Origin of the sequence: Pedobacter sp. L105 (assembly GCF_009765875.1) — a bacterium.
In the GTDB taxonomy this organism is placed as follows: domain Bacteria; phylum Bacteroidota; class Bacteroidia; order Sphingobacteriales; family Sphingobacteriaceae; genus Pedobacter.
In genome coordinates this window covers 87,497-104,540 of record NZ_LMUP01000001.1, presented here as the reverse complement: position 1 = coordinate 104,540, position 17,044 = coordinate 87,497, and the positions used below count along the sequence as shown (strand labels likewise).

Here is a 17,044-nt window from a genome sequence, read left to right as displayed (position 1 = left end):
TTTAAAGCCTATAAAATTGTAAACAGATGAAGACCTATAGTTATACAGATTTATCTCCATTGCAGATCGAAGAGCTCTGCTTAAGACAACTGGCTGATGACGCTGCGATCACAGAACGTGTAAAAGATATCATCACCCGTGTAAAAGAAGAAGGCGACAAGGCGCTGATCGACTATGCGCTGGCTTTCGACAAGGTAAACCTGGAGCAGCTGTTTATTGGACAGCAGGAAATTCAAGCAATAGCCTCGGAGATTCCTGATGACGCTAAAAAAGCAATAGATACCGCATACGCCAATATTAAAAAGTTCCATGCCGCACAACTGTACAAAGAAGCAAAAGTAGAAACCATGCCAGGCGTTTCCTGCTGGCGGGAATCCAGACCAATAGAACGTGTGGGCTTATATATTCCAGGCGGAACAGCTGTTCTGCCGAGCACTTTTTTGATGCTGGGCATCCCTGCTATTTTGGCAGGATGTAAAGAAATTGTAGTTTGCTCTCCCCCTCAAAAGGATGGTAAAACCAATTGTTACCTGGCTTATTGCGCATTGTTACTGGGTATAGAAAAGATCTACCTGGTTGGAGGTGCACAGGCTATTGCCGCTATGGCTTTTGGTACGGAAAGCCTCCCCAAGGTCTACAAGATCTTTGGCCCTGGAAACCGTTACGTAACACAGGCTAAACAACTGGTGCTCGCTTCAGGGATGACAGCCATTGATATGCCCGCAGGCCCTTCAGAGGTGTTGGTGTTTGCTGATGAAACTGCTAATCCTGCTTTTGTTGCTTCAGATCTTCTGGCGCAGTCAGAACATGGAGTGGACAGCCAGGCCATACTCGTTTCTACTTCCGCGGAGATCATTACAGAAACGTTAGAACAAGTAGATATCCAGCTGAAAGCTTTGCCAAGAGAAGTCATCGCGGCACAGGCAATTGCCAATTCTTATGCTGTACTGGTAGAAAACAAAGAACAGGCAATGGACTTTAGCAATATTTACGCCCCGGAACATCTAATCCTTGCAACAGACCGGTTCGAAGAGCTTACCCCACTAATCAGTAATGCAGGATCTGTATTCCTGGGTAATCTTACTCCGGAAAGTGCCGGAGATTATGCTTCAGGTACCAACCATACCCTGCCTACCAGTGGATTTGCCAAAGCTTATTCAGGCGTTTCTATCGATTCCTTTATCAAAAAGATCACTTTTCAACATATCAGTCCTGCAGGTTTAACTGCCATTGGACCAACTGTAGAAATACTGGCCGCAGCCGAAGGTTTGCAGGCCCACAAGAATGCTATCACTATTCGTTTAAAATCATCAGATGGATATTAAGAACTTACAACGCGAAAATATTAAGAACCTTCGCCCCTATTCTACCGCAAGGGATGAATATAAAGGTCAGGCGAGCGTATATTTAGATGCCAATGAAAATAGTTTCGGCTCTCCCCTGCCGGAAAACTTTAACCGCTATCCTGATCCTTTACAACTGGACCTGAAAGATGCGCTGAGTAAAATTAAAGGGGTGCCTATTGAAAATACCTTTTTAGGCAATGGCAGTGATGAAGCAATAGACTTGCTTTTCCGTGCTTTTTGTAACCCGGGAAAAGACAACGTGATCATTCTGCCGCCAACTTATGGCATGTATGAGGTTTCTGCCAATATCAATGATGTAGAGGTACGCAAGGTAAACCTGCTACCCAACTTCCAGCTGGACCTGGAAGGAATTGCAGAAGCCATAGATGAAAACACTAAACTGATCTTTATCTGTTCGCCAAATAACCCTACTGGTAATTCCATTGTCCGCACGGATATTGAAACTGTTTTGGCTAACTTTAAAGGTCTGGTGGTAATTGACGAGGCTTATATCAACTTCGCCAAACAACGTACTTTCATTCAGGAATTAACGGAATATCCTCACCTGGTGATCCTGCAGACTTTCTCTAAAGCATGGGGATTGGCAGGACTGCGTTTAGGAATGGCTTTCGCTTCCAGTATCGTGATCGATATCATGAATAAGGTAAAAGCTCCTTACAACATCAGTCAGTCTACACAAGACCTGGCACTTGCTGCATTGCAGAATGTAACACAGGTAAATGAGTGGATCAAAGTTACTGTGGCAGAAAGAGAATTACTGAGCACTAAACTATTGACGCTTGATATGGTCAAAAAGGTATATCCGTCGGATGCGAACTTTATTTTAATAGAAGTGGAAGATGCCCTTGGAACTTATAATGCTTTAGTAGATCAGGGAATCATTATCCGCGATCGCTCAAAAGTTACCTTATGTGAAGGCTGCCTTCGAATTACCGTTGGCACACCTGCAGAAAATGAGATACTATTATCCGCTTTAAAATCGTTAAAAAACTAAAATGAAGAAGATCCTTTTTATAGACCGCGATGGTACATTGATCACTGAACCCGAAGATGAACAAATAGATTCGTTTGCGAAACTTAAATTCTATCCGAAATCTTTGTACTACCTGGCCAAAATAGCAGCAGAACTTGATTTTGAACTCGTGATGGTAACCAATCAGGACGGACTGGGAACAGACTCGCATCCTGAACTGAATTTCTGGCCCGTGCATAATTTTGTACTGGACACTTTTGCCAGTGAAGGCGTGGTTTTTAGTGAGGTGATTATTGATAAAACTTTTGCACATGAAAATGCACCTACGCGTAAACCAAATACAGGTTTATTGCAGCATTTCCTAACCGGGGAATATGACCTGGCTAATTCTTTTGTAATCGGCGACCGCCTCAATGATGTTGTGCTGGCTAAAAATTTAGGGGCAAAAGCCATTTGGTTAAGAAACAACGATCAGCTGGGTGCCAATGAAGCGATGGCTAAAGCAGATACCCTAACAGAGTTTATCGCTCTGCAGACACAGAACTGGGTAGATATTTATACTTTCCTTAAAGCAGGAAGCAGACAATTTCACCATATCAGAAAAACCAACGAAACGGATATCGAGATCACTATTGATCTGGATGGTACCGGAAAAGGCGAAATAGAAACAGGGTTGAATTTCTTTAACCATATGCTGGATCAGATTGCCCGCCATGGGGGGATAGACCTGAAAGTATTTGCTAAAGGCGACCTGCATATTGATGAACACCACACCGTTGAAGATACAGGAATTGCATTGGGCGAAGCTTTTGCCAAAGCCCTGGGCAATAAATTAGGCATCGAGCGGTATGGCTTCTGCCTGCCAATGGACGATTGCCTGGCGCAAGTGGCTATTGATTTCGGCGGACGTAACTGGATTGTTTGGGATGCTGAATTTAAAAGAGAACGAGTGGGTGATGTACCTACAGAAATGTTCTATCATTTTTTTAAATCTTTTAGTGATGCGGCAAAATGTAACCTGAATATCGAAGCTGAAGGCGACAATGAGCATCATAAGATAGAAGCTATTTTTAAAGCTTTTGCAAAAGCGGTCAAAATGTCTATAAAAAGAGATGCAGAAAAGTTAGTTTTACCTAGTACTAAAGGATTGTTATAATCATGGTCGGAATCGTTAATTACGGAGCAGGAAACATCTTTTCCCTTACCTCTGCCTTATCAAGGCTGGGAATTACTTACGGAATGATCAATGCGGAAGAAGAGTTTGAGCTGTATTCGCACATTATTATTCCCGGTGTGGGACATGCGGGTGCGGCGATGGAAAAACTGAACCAGAGCGGTTTAGTAGAAGCCATCAGGGCTTTAAAAAAACCTATTTTAGGCATTTGTGTAGGTATGCAACTGCTCACAGCGCATTCTGAAGAAGGAGATGTGGCATTAACGAATATCATTCCGCTGGACACCAAATTATTTGATAAGGAATTGGGTATCAAAATCCCGCACATGGGATGGAACAATATAGAGATCAAAAACAATTCCCTATTCGAAGGTGTTGAAAATCAGACACAATTTTACTTTGTGCATTCGTACTTTATTGAATATAACGCTACTTTTGGAATCGCAACTGCCGACTATGGTTTACCCTATTCGGCAGCGGTACAAAAAGACAACTTTTATGGTGTACAGTTTCACCCTGAGAAATCAGGTGCAGCCGGCGAACGCCTTTTATTGAATTTTTCAAACTTAAAATAATACAATGTACATTATTCCCGCTATAGATATTTTAGATGGTAAAGTTGTTCGCTTAAGAGAAGGCGACTACAACCAGAAAACAGTATATGAAGTATCGATCGCTGACATGATCGAAACTTATCGGTCGAACGGTACAGAGTTCATACATATTATTGACCTTAACGGCGCTAAAGGAGATTTCAGCAATCAGGCTGAACTTTTTGAGATCATCCATAAAACGGATATGCGTGTACAATATGGAGGAGGTATCCGTACCATTGAGCAGGTAACAAAATTGCTTGACGCAGGTATCCACCGTGTAATTGTAGGTACACAGGCGATCACTAACCCCGACTTCCTTGCCGAGTTGAGTAAAGAAGTAGGTAAAAAATATGATTATGCCAACCGTATCGTCATTGCTATTGATGTACTCGATGAAGTGATCAAATATTCGGGATGGATGGAAAGCTCGCCAATCAAGTTGATGGACTATGTTGATAAATGTCTGCAACTGGGCTTTTTCAGGTTCCTGTGTACAGATATCAACAAAGACGGAAAACTGGGCGGCGCTGCCATAGACCTGTACAAGAAATTACTGGAACACTCTCCTTTCATTAAGCTGATCGCTTCAGGCGGTGTAAGCTCTATGGCAGATATCGAAGAACTGGCAAAATTAGATGTAAGATCAGTGGTTGTTGGAAAAGCAATCTACGAGAACCATATCACCATCGAAGAGATCAAAGAATGGAACCTAAAAGCAATGACCTCCCTGTAGATCATGCTGAGCAAACGTATCATTCCATGTCTGGACGTTAAGGACGGACGAACCGTAAAAGGTGTAAATTTCGTAGACCTGAAAGATGCAGGCGATCCTGTAGAACTGGCCTGGCAATATGCGCAGCAGGGTGCCGATGAACTGGTATTCCTGGATATTACAGCTACCCATGAGCGTCGTAAAACGATGATCGAAATGGTAAAGTCGGTAGCGAGACAACTCAACATCCCTTTTACCATAGGCGGCGGTATCACTGAGATCGCCGATGCAGAAGCATTGTTAAATGCAGGGGCCGATAAGATCAGCATCAATTCCGCAGCTGTAAAGAGGCCTGAACTGATCGCAGATCTTGCTAAGGTATTCGGCAGACAGTTTGTTGTTGTAGCTGTAGATACCAAACTGGTGGGAGGCAAAAACATGGTCCACTTAAATGGTGGCCGCTTAATTACAGAACTGGAAACGGAAGACTGGATCAAACGTGCCGAAGATTTAGGCGCCGGAGAGATTCTGCTGACTTCAATGGACCACGATGGAACAAAACAGGGCTTTGACTGCAATTTACTGCAAACGATCAGCCAGCTGATCAATATCCCTGTCATTGCTTCCGGAGGAGCTGGAAAAATAGAACACTTCACTGAAGTTTTCACCACAACAGGTGTGGATGCGGCACTCGCTGCATCGGTCTTTCACTTCGGTGAAATTCCTATTCCGCACCTCAAAAATGAATTAAAAAAACACAACATACCAGTAAGGTTATGAATATAGATTTTGAAAAAACCGATGGTTTGGTTCCTGTAATTATTCAGGATGTACAAACATTGGAAGTGCTGATGCTGGGTTACATGAACCAGGAAGCATGGACTAAAACACAAACAGAAGGAAAAGTAACCTTCTATTCACGTTCCAAAAAACGTTTATGGACTAAAGGGGAAGAAAGCGGCAACTTCCTGTTTGTGAAAGAAACACATATTGACTGCGATCAGGATACCATCCTGATTAAAGCCAGCCCGGTTGGCCCAACCTGCCATACAGGCAGCAGAAGCTGTTTTAATACCAATTTCAAGCAGAACTTTATATTTGAACTGGAAAAAATCATTAACGACAGGTATGAGAACCCAAGTGAAGATTCTTACGTGAATAAATTGCGTAAAAAAGGGATCAATAAGATTGCGCAAAAAGTTGGAGAAGAAGGTGTAGAAACGGTTATTGCCGCCCTGAATGAAACAGATTTTGATTTTGTCAATGAAAGTTCCGACTTGATTTTTCACCTGTTGGTGCTATTACGCGAGAAAGGCAAAACATTGTCGGACATAGGAATAAACCTGGAAGGCAGACACCGTTAATATTCATTATGCTGGAACACGTAAAATCTCTTAGCGGCCATCAAAATCCTGTGTATGCCTTAACCAATTCCGGCAAACCTGGAATTTTCTTTACCGCCGGTAATGACAAAGGCGTAGTAGAGTGGTCGCTGGATAAGATGAACTACGTAAAGGTATTGATGCCTGTAAAAACTTCTGTTTATAGTCTTGAACACTACAACAACCAGCTTTTTGTTGGTTTGCGAAGTGGTGAGATCAGTATATTCGATCTTGATAAACAATTAGTAACCGCAAATTTCCAGGCACACGAAAAACCTGTTTTTGATGTTGTTGCTGTCCCCGGCAAACAGGAATTTCTGACAGCCAGCGAGGATGGCACTGTAGGCGTTTGGTCGCTCGTAGATCATTCATTACTTTACCGTATCCCCGTTTCGGCAGATACGGTAAGGTCTATTGCCATCAGTCCGGATGGACAACAGGTCGCTTTTGCCTGTAAAGATACTACTGTAAAAATCTATAATCTCAAGGATTATGGCTTACTACATACCCTGCAAAAACATACATTGCCCGTTACTTCCGTTCAGTATGAGCCTAGTGGCAAATATCTGGTCACCGGAGGAAGGGATGCACAGTTAAATTTCTGGTCTATGCCGGATTATCAATTAAAACATACCATCCCTGCACATATGTTTAGCATTTACGGTATTGCATTTAATCCCGTAAGACCTTACTTTGCTACGGCCAGCCAGGATAAAAGCATTAAAATATGGGGAACAGAGGATCTGAAACTGCACAAGATCGTCAGTATCGAGAAAGGTACGCAAGGCCATACCCACTCTATTAATAAGATCATATGGACACGTGATGGCGAATACCTGATCTCTACCGGAGACGACAAGCTGGTTATCGTTTGGGATTGGGAGATTTAATTGATCCCCATCCTTTTCATTCCTTCCCTTCCATAAAATACTGGAAAATACATCAGTTCTGCTTTAGCTGGATTCAATGAATAACTTCCCGAATATCTTGGCATCAATTCTATTTCAAAAATGTATTTTCCAACTTTAAGTCTGCTGCAGAAGATGGAAGTCTTATGCTTAAAATACTCCCTGTGCGTTTTTACTCCCCAATAATGCTGTATTTTATTCTTATTATTCAGATTTATCATTCATACTTTAATGCATCGGCATTAACCACAGCATCCTGACTATTTCTTGCCGCATCCGTCCCTGTAATAATAATTGCATCTGCACCAATCTTTTTAGCATAATCTGATAATTTAGATTTTACTTGCTCCTGTTCTGCATTATTCCCGGCAGTCAAATGCCCTATAACCTTATAATTTTTCTTAACATCATGCGCAGCATAAAAGATATCAACAGAAGATGTTGGTGTAAGTTTGTCCCCAAAATAGGTAATTGACACACAGGATGATAGTAAAATGCAGCAAATTAAAACATAGGATGCCCCGATCTTATTCATAACATATAAATTACTAAACAAAAAAAGCAATAAAATTTAAAAGTAGTATAAAGCTATTAAAAATTTTACACTAAAAATTACCTCATAATTTTTATTTGGTTAGAATATCATATCGTTTATCGAAAACCCTAGTTCATGATTTTCCGGAATAACAACAGTGATGCAATATCGTACATAGATATTTATTTTCCTTTATAGATTTTATTTTTCTTAATTTAGCTTTATGAATTACGAAAAATATGATGATATTTCGATTTCTCTAGACTCTCTTGATTATAAGTTTATCAGTTCTGGAACAAAAGGACAGCTTAATAAAAGATTAAGTTCAATTCTATTCCAAACAATGAAGAAATTTATAATCTAGCCTTAGGTACAATAGGAGAAAATGAAAAGGTAGGTTTTAATACACCATCGAAAAATGGTGATAGAGACAAAATTTTAGCAACCATTGGTACTGCAGCACATATATTCAGCGAAGCCTACCCGGATAAATGATCTTCTTAACTGGTGACACTGATGCAAAGACAAGACTATATCAAATGGCAATCAATAATGCTTACCATGACATCAGTCAAACCTTTATTATTAAAGGTCTCAAAATAGTTGACCAAAATTATTACCCGTTAAATTTGAAAAAGGGATAAATTATGATGGTTTCTTGTTTAAAAGGAAGAAACCATCATAAAAATTGGAAATTTAAAAATCAAACTTTGCATTTGCAAAGAGTTTGTTGTTTTCTTCAATTTTCTCTGGAACTATCTTAGAATATTTATCAAGTGTTTGATCAAAAGTTAGATTCACACCTAATGATTTACCAATTTCTTTAATTCCTTTTTTCGATATATTTTTCATAATTACAACTCCTTTATACCACACAAATATAAATACATTATTTGGATGTTTATATTTTTCTTTAAAAAATATTTAGTTACCTATTTGTAAGGATACGCCTTTCGGTTAAACTTATTAAAAAAACCTCTTTATAATCCTTAAACGATGAGAATACCTTACCAGTTCAGGATTATAAATCCCCTGGTCATCGATAGGATCTATCCTTACCCTTCCGGAAGCATGGATAATCTGCTGATTATTCAGCATGATCCCCACATGGATAATCCTTCCTTCGGCATTGTCAAAAAAGGCGAGGTCACCGGTTTGAACTTCCGGTAAAAAATTAACTGTTTCACCCTGCTCGGCCTGCTGCGCAGCATCTCTTTTGATCCGAATACCTGCAAGTTTAAAAACAGCCTGTGAAAATCCGGAACAGTCGATCCCGAACAATGTCCTTCCACCCCATAAATAAGGTGCATTCAGAAAAAACCGGGCTAGTTTATCGATTTTTTCTGCGGTTTCAGCAGCCGTTTGTCCGGCAATAGCTGATACATGATATGGGTCGAAATTTACCTGGAATTTTTCTTTTCCCAATTCACAAATTCCGTTAGCATAATTTGGAAGGGTACTGGAAGGCATTAAATAAAACTGGCTGTCATCAGCTCCTGTAACCGTATTGTTTAACTGGGCAGGTACTAAAATGCTATAGTTCTGATTATTCAGGTATTCCTCTTCCGTAATGTCTATTAATTGCTTAAAATCCATCCAGCCTTCGTAACCGTCATAAACATTTCGGATACGCCACCAGGGTTCTGCTTTTTCAAGTACTTCAACAGCATCACCAAACAGCAACTGCGTAGTAATTTCTGCCTTATCTGATGCAGCTGCCCTTAAAGGGGCCACAGCTACCCTGCAAATTGAAAATTTCTGTTCCATAGTAAAAAATCGGTAGGTAAAAATAATGATCCCGAACTAATAACCCGCATGATAAACATTTAACGGCTAAAATTGTTAATATGGTATAACATATATTAAGGTTACAAATTATGAACTTCAGTAAGATTTTAATCGCAGTAGACAACAGTACCTGTGCCGAAAAAGCAGCGCAGGCAGGTTATGAACTGGCAAAAACTTTTGGTGCAGAGGTGGCACTGGTAAATATCATAGAACCTGTACCAGCTACCATGAATCAGGATCTTACCTTAGCGCCTGTTTTCCTGGAGACTTATGATAACAGCGATGCAAACAGTCACATATTGCTGAAAGAAATTGAGAAAAGACATGGCAATGGCATCAAAACTACCTACCTGAGCGTAGTGGACAATGCTGCACATGGAATAATCGACCAGTCGGATGAATGGGGATCTGATCTGATAGTGATCGGTACTTATGGCAGAGGTGGTTTATATCACTTCTTAATGGGAAGTGTAGCCGAACATGTAGCCAGAAAATCTGCCTGTCCTGTATTGATTATTCCTAATAAAGCTGAAATCTGATAGGAAATACCACATAACAAAAAAGGACGCAAATGCGTCCTTTTTTGTTATCTTATAATTTAAGGACTAACCTTCCTGATGTAACCAGGCTTTTTTCTTCAATAATTCTTCTTCAGTTTCACGGATATCTTCATCATCCACGCAGCAATCTACAGGGCAAACCGCAGCACACTGTGGCTCATCATGAAAACCTTTACATTCTGTACATTTATCTGAGACGATATAATATACCTCATCAGAAACTGCTTCCTGAGACGCACCGGCATCAATTTCTTTGTCACCAAAATCAATGATCCCGTTCAGGTTAGTACCGTCTGAAAATCTCCAGGCTGTGCCTGCATCATAAATTGCATTATTCGGGCATTCAGGCTCACATGCTCCGCAATTAATACATTCGTCTGTTATTTTAATAGCCATCTCTTCGTATAAATCTATTTGCTAAAGTTACCTTTGCAACGCAAATATAACATTTATACTTTAAAATTACTCCAAACATGTCAATCCTTACCGCTGAAAAGTTAATTATTGCATTTCACAAACTAAGTGATTTCTTAAATCACCCTGACGATGAATTTAATAACTTAATCGAATCAGCACCCAATCACAACGCCTGGTTCCAGCCGGAGGAAGTAAAAAGGTCGCTGTCTTCTTTGCAGGAAATGCTAAACCGCAACGCTTTGGAACAGTGGTTTGAACAGATCAGGGTGAGCGAGACGCCAAAGATTGTAGGACTTATTCTTGCCGGGAACATCCCCTTGGTGGGTTTTCATGATTTAATTTGTGTTTTAGCCACCGGTAACCGTGCGCTGATCAAACTTTCTTCTTCCGATGCCCAGCTGCTCCCTGCACTGACCAAACAGCTGATTGAGTTTGAACCTTTACTGGCCGACAAAATTATTTATACAGAAAGACTAAAAGATTTTGAAGCAATCATTGCTACAGGAAGTAATAATTCATCCAGGTATTTTGATTATTACTTTGGCAAAGTGCCTAATATTATCAGGAAAAACAGAAACAGCATTGCCGTTTTAGATGGTAAAGAAAGTGCAAAAGAAATCCAGTTGCTCGGTCATGATATTTTCGATTATTTTGGTCTGGGATGCCGTAATGTTTCGAAGGTATACCTTCCGGAAGGTTATGAGATTAAAAACTTTTTTGAACCCTTAGAGCAACACCAGCTGATCGCAAATCACTTCAAATACAATAATAATTACGACTACAATAAGTCAATATACCTGGTTAATGCAGCCAAACATTTTGACAATGGTTTTCTGCTGTTAAAAGAAGATGAAGGCCTATCCTCTCCTCTTGCCGTATTGTATTATGAATTTTATACCAGCCTGGAAGAATTAAATGAGAAACTGATAGCTATGCAGGATGACATTCAATGCGTGGTTACACATACTTCACTGAAACTGGATACAGGTATTGTTAATTTCGGTCAAAGCCAGCATCCTCAGTTATGGGACTATGCGGACAATGTGAACACGATCAGTTTTTTGAATAATCTGTAAAAATCTGTTGGACAAGGCTCGATGAGAGAGAATTTATTTTGAGTTCGCTTTGTAATTAATTTGTTATCCTCCACGCATGGTCCACTCATCGTCCACTCATCATCCACTAAAATGGCCAATTCAGTGGCCAATTCAGTGGACGATAAGTGGACTATTAGTTGATGACGAGTGGAATTAAACAAACTAAACTCAAATCCATTACAAAATAAAAAAGGAAAAGAGTTCCCTGTTTAATGAATCTTTCCTACAAATGACCAACCTTTCTTATTTCTCAATTTGAAACACTATTTTTGAACGAAATGTATGTAATCAAAGTAAAAGGCATTGCTAAAATCCCGGATTATGTCCAGTTAAGAGATGATAAATTTACTTTGCTGGCTTATTTCAGGGTAGACCGACCTGATAAATCATTGGATAAATTAGGTTTAGGCGATCAGCTGCCTTATATCATGAACCTGGTAAAAGACCTACCATTTGGGCAGATTGCAAAATTAGATATTTAAGACATGACAGGAAACGCAGTTATAAATTTAAAGAATGTAGATGTATTTCAACAGAAACACCTGGTATTATCCAATGTAAACCTCAACATTGATAAAGGTGAGTTTGTATTTTTAATCGGCCAGACCGGCTCGGGAAAAAGCAGTTTACTGAAAATCATATACGGAGATCTTCATATCGGTAATGGCGAGGGACAAATTGCTGGTTTCGACCTTAAGAAACTGGCCGACAGGGATGTGCCTTTCCTGCGCAGGAAACTGGGTATTGTTTTTCAGGATTTCCAGCTGCTTACCGACCGTACAATAGAGAAAAACCTCGATTTCGTGTTAAAAGCTACCGGATGGAAAGACAAAAACCTGATCCAGGAACGCGTTAAGGATGTGCTGGAAAAAGTAGGTCTTCGTTCTAAGATCAGGAAAATGCCGCATGAACTTTCCGGAGGCGAACAGCAGCGCGTGGTGATTGCCCGTTCCCTGTTAAACAACCCTGATATTATCCTAGCGGATGAACCTACAGGTAATTTAGATCCCGATACTTCTGAAGAAATCGTGCTGTTGCTAAAACAAATCAGCCAGAATGGTACTGCCGTTTTAATGGCTACCCACGATTATCATATTATACGTACCCTGCCTTCCCGCATCATAAAATGCGAAGCCGGTGTGGTACATGAAGATGCTACAATAAATTAGATCATCCTGACAAAATTTTACTTTTCAGCCATTCTGTGCAGTGTTGTTTAAACAATACTGACAGCATGGCTGAATTATTTCATTGGCAAAACTTTTGAGTTTATCCCTAAAAATTCTACTATCCCATGTTTAGCAAGAAGAAACCGAACGATACCGAAAATCCTACTACGGAAAATACTGCTGAAGAGCAGTTAAACAAAGATCAGACTAATGACGCAGCTGCTTCAACTGAAGAAGCATTACTGGAACCAGTTCCTGAAATTACTGTTGAAGAGCAGTTAAGACTGGACAATGCTGCTGTTAATGATAAATATTTACGCCTTTTTGCTGAATTTGATAATTTCAAAAGACGCACGCAAAAGGAACGTGTTGAACTGTTACAGACTGCCGGTAAAGATGTTATTGTTTCTATGCTTGCTGTCCTTGATGATTTTGACCGTGCAAATAAGGCTACAGAAAATGCTACTGACGTTAAAGCCATTCGTGAAGGAATTGCGCTGGTACACACTAAATTAAAAAGCATTCTGAACCAAAAAGGCTTAAAAGAAATGGAAAGTATCAACACTCCTTTTGATACCGACCTTCATGAAGCAATCACTAAAATACCTGCCCCTACAGAAGATCTGAAAGGAAAGGTGATAGATGAATTAGAGAAAGGATACACTTTAAACGACAAAGTTATACGCTTTGCAAAAGTTGTTGTAGGTAGTTAATTATGAGCAAGAGAGATTATTACGATATCCTTGGCGTAGGCAAGACTTCTTCCCCGGAAGAGATCAAAAAAGCCTATAGAAAACTGGCCATCAAATACCATCCGGATAAAAACCCGGATGATCACACTGCGGAGGATAAATTTAAGGAAGCTGCTGAAGCTTACGAAATCCTGAGCAATCCGGAGAAAAAACAACGTTATGATCATTATGGTCATGCCGGTGTTGGCGGTGCCTCTGGAGGCGGTGGCGGATATGGCGGCGGCGGCATGAACATGGAAGATATCTTCAGCCAGTTTGGGGATATTTTTGGTGGCGGCGGCGGTGGCGGAAGTCCTTTCGAAAGCTTTTTCGGCGGGCAGTCACGTGGCGGCAGCAGCGGCAGACGTGTAGCTAAAGGATCCAACCTTCGTATCAAGGTTAAACTGACGCTGGAGGAAATCGCTCATGGCGCAGAGAAAAAAATAAAAGTAAATAAACAGGTAGTTTGTAAAACCTGTGATGGTTCGGGCGCGAAAGATAAATCATCTATCAGCACCTGTAAAACATGTGGTGGAAGCGGTTCTGTTCGCAGGGTAACCAATACGATATTGGGCCAGATGCAGACTACCTCTACCTGCCCTACCTGTAATGGTTCCGGCTCACAGATCACTTCAAAATGTACCTCATGTCATGGCGAAGGAACTGTACGCGGCGAAGAAACCATTACGATCAATATTCCGGCAGGAGTAAGTGATGGTATGCAGCTGAGCATGAGCGGAAAAGGTAATGCAGCACCTAATGGCGGCATTCCTGGCGACCTGATCATATTGATCGAGGAAATCCCTCATGAATCATTGAAACGCGAAGGTAATAACGTGGTTTATGATTTGCACCTGAGCATCGTTGATGCTGCTTTAGGTTATAGTGCTGAAGTTCCTACCATTGATGGTAAAGCCAAGATTAAAATTGAGCCGGGTACACAAAGCGGAAAACTATTACGCTTAAAAGCTAAAGGGATACCAGAGGTAAATTCATATCATCGCGGAGACCAGATCATCCATGTGAATATCTGGACACCTAAAGTACTGAACAGCGAAGAACGTGCTATCCTTGAAAAACTAAGGGACTCTCCAAACTTCAAACCTCAGCCAGGTAAGAACGATAAAAGCTTCTTCGAAAAAATGAAGGAATATTTCGAATAACAACCGATATAAAATTTAAAAGGTCACTCCAAAGGTGACCTTTTTTTATGTTCCAAATTTTCTGATAACACATCCTGCACGGTAAGCATAACCAAAAACCCACCGTAAAAGCCGCATTAACCAATGCACATCAAATAATTGCGCCGATTACAAAAAAGCATTTCATTTTTTTGTAACATTTTTTCTTTTTTGCATCTAACTAAAGACTAAACAACTAAATATGCTAAGCGTAAAGAATATTGTTAAACAATATGCCACGCACCGTGCACTGGATGATGTGAGCCTGGAGGTGGAACAAGGCAAAATTTTTGGCCTGCTGGGGCCTAACGGTGCAGGAAAAACATCCCTGATCAGAATAATTACTCAAATCACCGCACCAGACAGCGGAGAAGTGCTCTTTAATGGAAAACGTTTAAGCGCAGAGCACATCAATCAAATCGGATATCTTCCTGAAGAACGTGGTCTGTACAAGAAAATGGAAATCGGCGAACAGGTACTTTACCTCGCTAAGCTGAAAGGTCTGAGTACTCCTGAAGCTACCAAAAGAGTAAAGTTCTGGTTTGAAAAACTGGAAATGGGAAGCTGGTGGAGTAAAAAAGTGGAAGATCTGAGTAAAGGAATGCAACAAAAAGTTCAATTTGTTGCTACCGTTCTGCATCAGCCTGAGCTGATTATCCTGGATGAACCTTTCTCCGGTTTTGACCCCGTAAATGCAGAAGTCATCAAAAACGAGATCCTTGAACTCAACAAACAGGGTGCTACTTTTATTTTCTCCACGCACCGTATGGAATCTGTAGAGGAATTATGCGATAGCATTGCTTTGATCCATCGGTCAAAAAAAATAATGGATGGCTCCGTACTGGATATAAAAAACAAGTATAGAAACAATACTTACTGGGTAGAATATGAAGGAGTTTATGACACCGATGTTTCTACGGAATTATTTGAAGTATTGTACAGAGACATACAGGCAGAAAAAATAGTATTAAAAGTGAAATTAAGAGCAGGAAAAACAATAAACCAGCTTTTATATGCATTGCTGCCCACAGTTAACATCCATCGTTTAGACGAAGTCATTCCAACCATGAATGACATATTTATTGACCAGGTGAAAACAAAAATCTAATCATTATGCGCAAAATCTTACTCATCATACAAAGAGAATATCTTTCCAGGGTAAAGAAAAAGTCATTCATATTGATGACGCTCTTAACACCTCTGATCATTGCCGGCTTCTACGGATTGATCATTTATTTTTCTATTCAGGGTGCAAAAGGCACCTTCAATAAAATTGCTGTAGTGAGCAACAATAAAACACTAACAGAAAAATTGACTTCCGGCAATAACACGTCCTATGTATATGTGAACGAAACACTGGAAACTTTAAAACCTTCAATCAGAAAGAGTGGTTTCGACTACATATTGTACCTGCCCGAGTTTAGCCTGGATAAACCAGCCGGAATACAGCTTTTAGGCGCAAAACAGGCAGGTCTTACCTTAAACAACAGGGTTGAGGAGGATATAGAAAATATCATCCGGACACAAAAACTGAAAGAAAGCGGTATAGCACAGGAAAAGCTGGACAAGCTCAAGTCTTCTGTCAGCATTGACAATAAAAAAATCGATGAAAACGGAAAAGATGAAGACTCAAGTGCCGGTGCCACCATGATCATTGGCACGGCTTCAGGCATCCTGATGTTTATGTTCATTTTAATCTACGGCATTCAGGTAATGCGCGGTGTGATTGAAGAAAAAACCAGCAGGATTATCGAAGTCATGATTTCTTCTGTAAAACCTTTTCAGCTGATGATGGGTAAGATCATTGGGATCGCCCTGGTTGGCCTTACCCAATTTATTCTATGGATCGTATTAACCACAGCTATCTCCACTATAGCCGCAAAAATGTTTGTGGATAAGGCGCCTGTGCAGCAAAAGACAATGATTACCGCTCAGCTAAAAGCGGGTACTAAAATGAACCAGGAAAGCAGTAACCCGATAGCTTATGTACAAAAAAGTTTATCCAACCTTAACCTCACCAAAATCATTTCTGTATTTTTATTTTTCTTCATCGGAGGATATTTCTTCTACAGTGCCTTATATGCGGCCATTGGTTCAGCGGTAGATAGTGAAACAGAAACGCAGCAGTTTATGATGCCGGTCATGATGCCGCTCCTGGTGGGTTATGCACTGTCGTTAAGTGTAATCACCAATGATCCTTATGGCAGCATTGCTTTTTGGCTATCCATGATTCCTTTTACCTCCCCTATTGCCATGATGGTAAGACTTCCCTATGGTGTGCCCGACTGGCAACTGGCCTTATCTATGGTTTTACTGATCTTTGGATTTATTGGCACAGTATGGGTAGCTTCCCGCATTTACAGGGTTGGTATATTGATGTACGGCAAAAAAACAAGTTTTAAGGAAATGATCAAATGGTTTGCTTACAGGAATTAATTATCTTTATCAAAAGAT

General features: G+C 40.4%; 21 protein-coding genes and 1 pseudogene. 17 read left to right on the top strand and 5 right to left on the bottom strand.

Features of this window, described 5'->3' with window-relative positions:
- Window positions 1-26: 26 nt before the first annotated feature.
- Genes hisD through GSQ84_RS00480 form a run of 8 tightly spaced genes read left to right on the top strand, consistent with a single transcriptional unit; the run spans window position 27 to window position 7,094 of the window.
- On the top strand, window positions 27-1,325 hold the full coding sequence (gene hisD / locus GSQ84_RS00515) for a histidinol dehydrogenase (protein ID WP_158795292.1): 1,299 nt from the start codon (window positions 27-29) through the stop codon (window positions 1,323-1,325).
- Complete coding sequence (gene hisC, locus GSQ84_RS00510) at window positions 1,315-2,361, top strand: histidinol-phosphate transaminase (RefSeq protein ID WP_158795291.1); 1,047 nt, start codon at window positions 1,315-1,317, stop codon at window positions 2,359-2,361. The genes hisD and hisC overlap by 11 nt, the downstream gene beginning before the upstream one ends.
- 1 nt (window position 2,362) lies before the next feature.
- The gene (hisB, locus tag GSQ84_RS00505) at window positions 2,363-3,496 is read left to right on the top strand and encodes a bifunctional histidinol-phosphatase/imidazoleglycerol-phosphate dehydratase HisB (protein WP_158795290.1); all 1,134 of its coding nucleotides are present in this window, start codon (window positions 2,363-2,365) and stop codon (window positions 3,494-3,496) included.
- A gap of 2 nt (window positions 3,497-3,498) precedes the next feature.
- The gene (gene hisH, locus GSQ84_RS00500) at window positions 3,499-4,089 is read left to right on the top strand and encodes an imidazole glycerol phosphate synthase subunit HisH (RefSeq protein WP_158795289.1); all 591 of its coding nucleotides are present in this window, start codon (window positions 3,499-3,501) and stop codon (window positions 4,087-4,089) included.
- 4 nt (window positions 4,090-4,093) lie between these two features.
- Window positions 4,094-4,843, top strand: a complete 750-nt coding sequence (gene hisA / locus GSQ84_RS00495; RefSeq protein ID WP_158795288.1) for a 1-(5-phosphoribosyl)-5-[(5-phosphoribosylamino)methylideneamino]imidazole-4-carboxamide isomerase — start codon at window positions 4,094-4,096, stop codon at window positions 4,841-4,843.
- A 3-nt stretch (window positions 4,844-4,846) separates the two neighbouring features.
- Window positions 4,847-5,602, top strand: coding sequence for an imidazole glycerol phosphate synthase subunit HisF (gene hisF / locus GSQ84_RS00490; RefSeq protein ID WP_158795287.1), 756 nt, complete (start codon window positions 4,847-4,849; stop codon window positions 5,600-5,602).
- Window positions 5,599-6,186, top strand: a complete 588-nt coding sequence (gene hisIE, locus GSQ84_RS00485; RefSeq protein WP_158795286.1) for a bifunctional phosphoribosyl-AMP cyclohydrolase/phosphoribosyl-ATP diphosphatase HisIE — start codon at window positions 5,599-5,601, stop codon at window positions 6,184-6,186. Before hisF ends, hisIE begins: the two co-directional genes overlap by 4 nt.
- An 8-nt stretch (window positions 6,187-6,194) precedes the next feature.
- Window positions 6,195-7,094 (top strand): WD40 repeat domain-containing protein, encoded by a 900-nt coding sequence (locus tag GSQ84_RS00480; RefSeq protein ID WP_158795285.1) that lies wholly within the window; start codon window positions 6,195-6,197, stop codon window positions 7,092-7,094.
- Here GSQ84_RS00480 and GSQ84_RS00475 read toward each other — a convergent pair.
- On the bottom strand, window positions 7,091-7,333 hold the full coding sequence (locus tag GSQ84_RS00475) for a hypothetical protein (RefSeq protein WP_158795284.1): 243 nt from the start codon (window positions 7,331-7,333) through the stop codon (window positions 7,091-7,093). The genes GSQ84_RS00480 and GSQ84_RS00475 overlap by 4 nt on opposite strands.
- The gene (locus GSQ84_RS00470; RefSeq protein ID WP_158795283.1) at window positions 7,330-7,647 is read right to left on the bottom strand and encodes a hypothetical protein; all 318 of its coding nucleotides are present in this window, start codon (window positions 7,645-7,647) and stop codon (window positions 7,330-7,332) included. Before GSQ84_RS00470 ends, GSQ84_RS00475 begins: the two co-directional genes overlap by 4 nt.
- 318 nt (window positions 7,648-7,965) lie before the next feature.
- Between GSQ84_RS00470 and GSQ84_RS28295 the strand changes: the two are divergent.
- Window positions 7,966-8,291: pseudogene (locus GSQ84_RS28295) on the top strand (hypothetical protein).
- A gap of 52 nt (window positions 8,292-8,343) precedes the next feature.
- Here the strand turns inward: GSQ84_RS28295 and GSQ84_RS00465 are convergent.
- Both GSQ84_RS00465 and GSQ84_RS00460 read right to left on the bottom strand, forming a co-directional pair.
- A complete protein-coding gene (locus GSQ84_RS00465; RefSeq protein WP_158795282.1) occupies window positions 8,344-8,499 on the bottom strand; it encodes a hypothetical protein in 156 nt (51 codons plus the stop codon).
- A 114-nt stretch (window positions 8,500-8,613) separates the two neighbouring features.
- Window positions 8,614-9,414, bottom strand: a complete 801-nt coding sequence (locus GSQ84_RS00460; RefSeq protein WP_158795281.1) for a C40 family peptidase — start codon at window positions 9,412-9,414, stop codon at window positions 8,614-8,616.
- Window positions 9,415-9,524: 110 nt separating this feature from the next.
- Here GSQ84_RS00460 and GSQ84_RS00455 point away from each other — a divergent pair, with 110 nt between their 5' ends.
- Entirely contained in the window at window positions 9,525-9,974 is a 450-nt protein-coding gene (locus GSQ84_RS00455) for a universal stress protein (protein WP_158795280.1), read from the top strand.
- Between the two features lie 66 nt (window positions 9,975-10,040).
- Here the strand turns inward: GSQ84_RS00455 and GSQ84_RS00450 are convergent, their stop codons facing one another.
- Window positions 10,041-10,391: a 4Fe-4S dicluster domain-containing protein gene (locus GSQ84_RS00450; RefSeq protein WP_158795279.1), complete on the bottom strand. Its 351-nt coding sequence runs from the start codon at window positions 10,389-10,391 to the stop codon at window positions 10,041-10,043.
- Window positions 10,392-10,468: 77 nt separating this feature from the next.
- On the opposite strand from GSQ84_RS00450, the gene GSQ84_RS00445 reads away from it, so the two are divergent.
- The 7 genes from GSQ84_RS00445 to GSQ84_RS00415 all read left to right on the top strand — a co-directional run bounded on the left by GSQ84_RS00445 (window position 10,469) and on the right by GSQ84_RS00415 (window position 17,026).
- Window positions 10,469-11,488: an acyl-CoA reductase gene (locus GSQ84_RS00445; RefSeq protein WP_158795278.1), complete on the top strand. Its 1,020-nt coding sequence runs from the start codon at window positions 10,469-10,471 to the stop codon at window positions 11,486-11,488.
- A gap of 299 nt (window positions 11,489-11,787) precedes the next feature.
- A complete protein-coding gene (locus GSQ84_RS00440; RefSeq protein ID WP_158795430.1) occupies window positions 11,788-11,991 on the top strand; it encodes a fructose-6-phosphate aldolase in 204 nt (67 codons plus the stop codon).
- 3 nt (window positions 11,992-11,994) lie between these two features.
- Entirely contained in the window at window positions 11,995-12,678 is a 684-nt protein-coding gene (locus GSQ84_RS00435; protein ID WP_158795277.1) for a cell division ATP-binding protein FtsE, read from the top strand.
- Between the two features lie 125 nt (window positions 12,679-12,803).
- Entirely contained in the window at window positions 12,804-13,391 is a 588-nt protein-coding gene (locus GSQ84_RS00430; RefSeq protein ID WP_158795276.1) for a nucleotide exchange factor GrpE, read from the top strand.
- Between the two features lie 2 nt (window positions 13,392-13,393).
- Window positions 13,394-14,572 (top strand): molecular chaperone DnaJ, encoded by a 1,179-nt coding sequence (dnaJ, locus tag GSQ84_RS00425; RefSeq protein ID WP_158795275.1) that lies wholly within the window; start codon window positions 13,394-13,396, stop codon window positions 14,570-14,572.
- A 220-nt stretch (window positions 14,573-14,792) separates the two neighbouring features.
- Window positions 14,793-15,698: an ABC transporter ATP-binding protein gene (locus tag GSQ84_RS00420; RefSeq protein WP_158795274.1), complete on the top strand. Its 906-nt coding sequence runs from the start codon at window positions 14,793-14,795 to the stop codon at window positions 15,696-15,698.
- Window positions 15,699-15,703: 5 nt separating this feature from the next.
- Entirely contained in the window at window positions 15,704-17,026 is a 1,323-nt protein-coding gene (locus GSQ84_RS00415) for an ABC transporter permease (RefSeq protein WP_158795273.1), read from the top strand.
- Window positions 17,027-17,044: the final 18 nt, after the last annotated feature.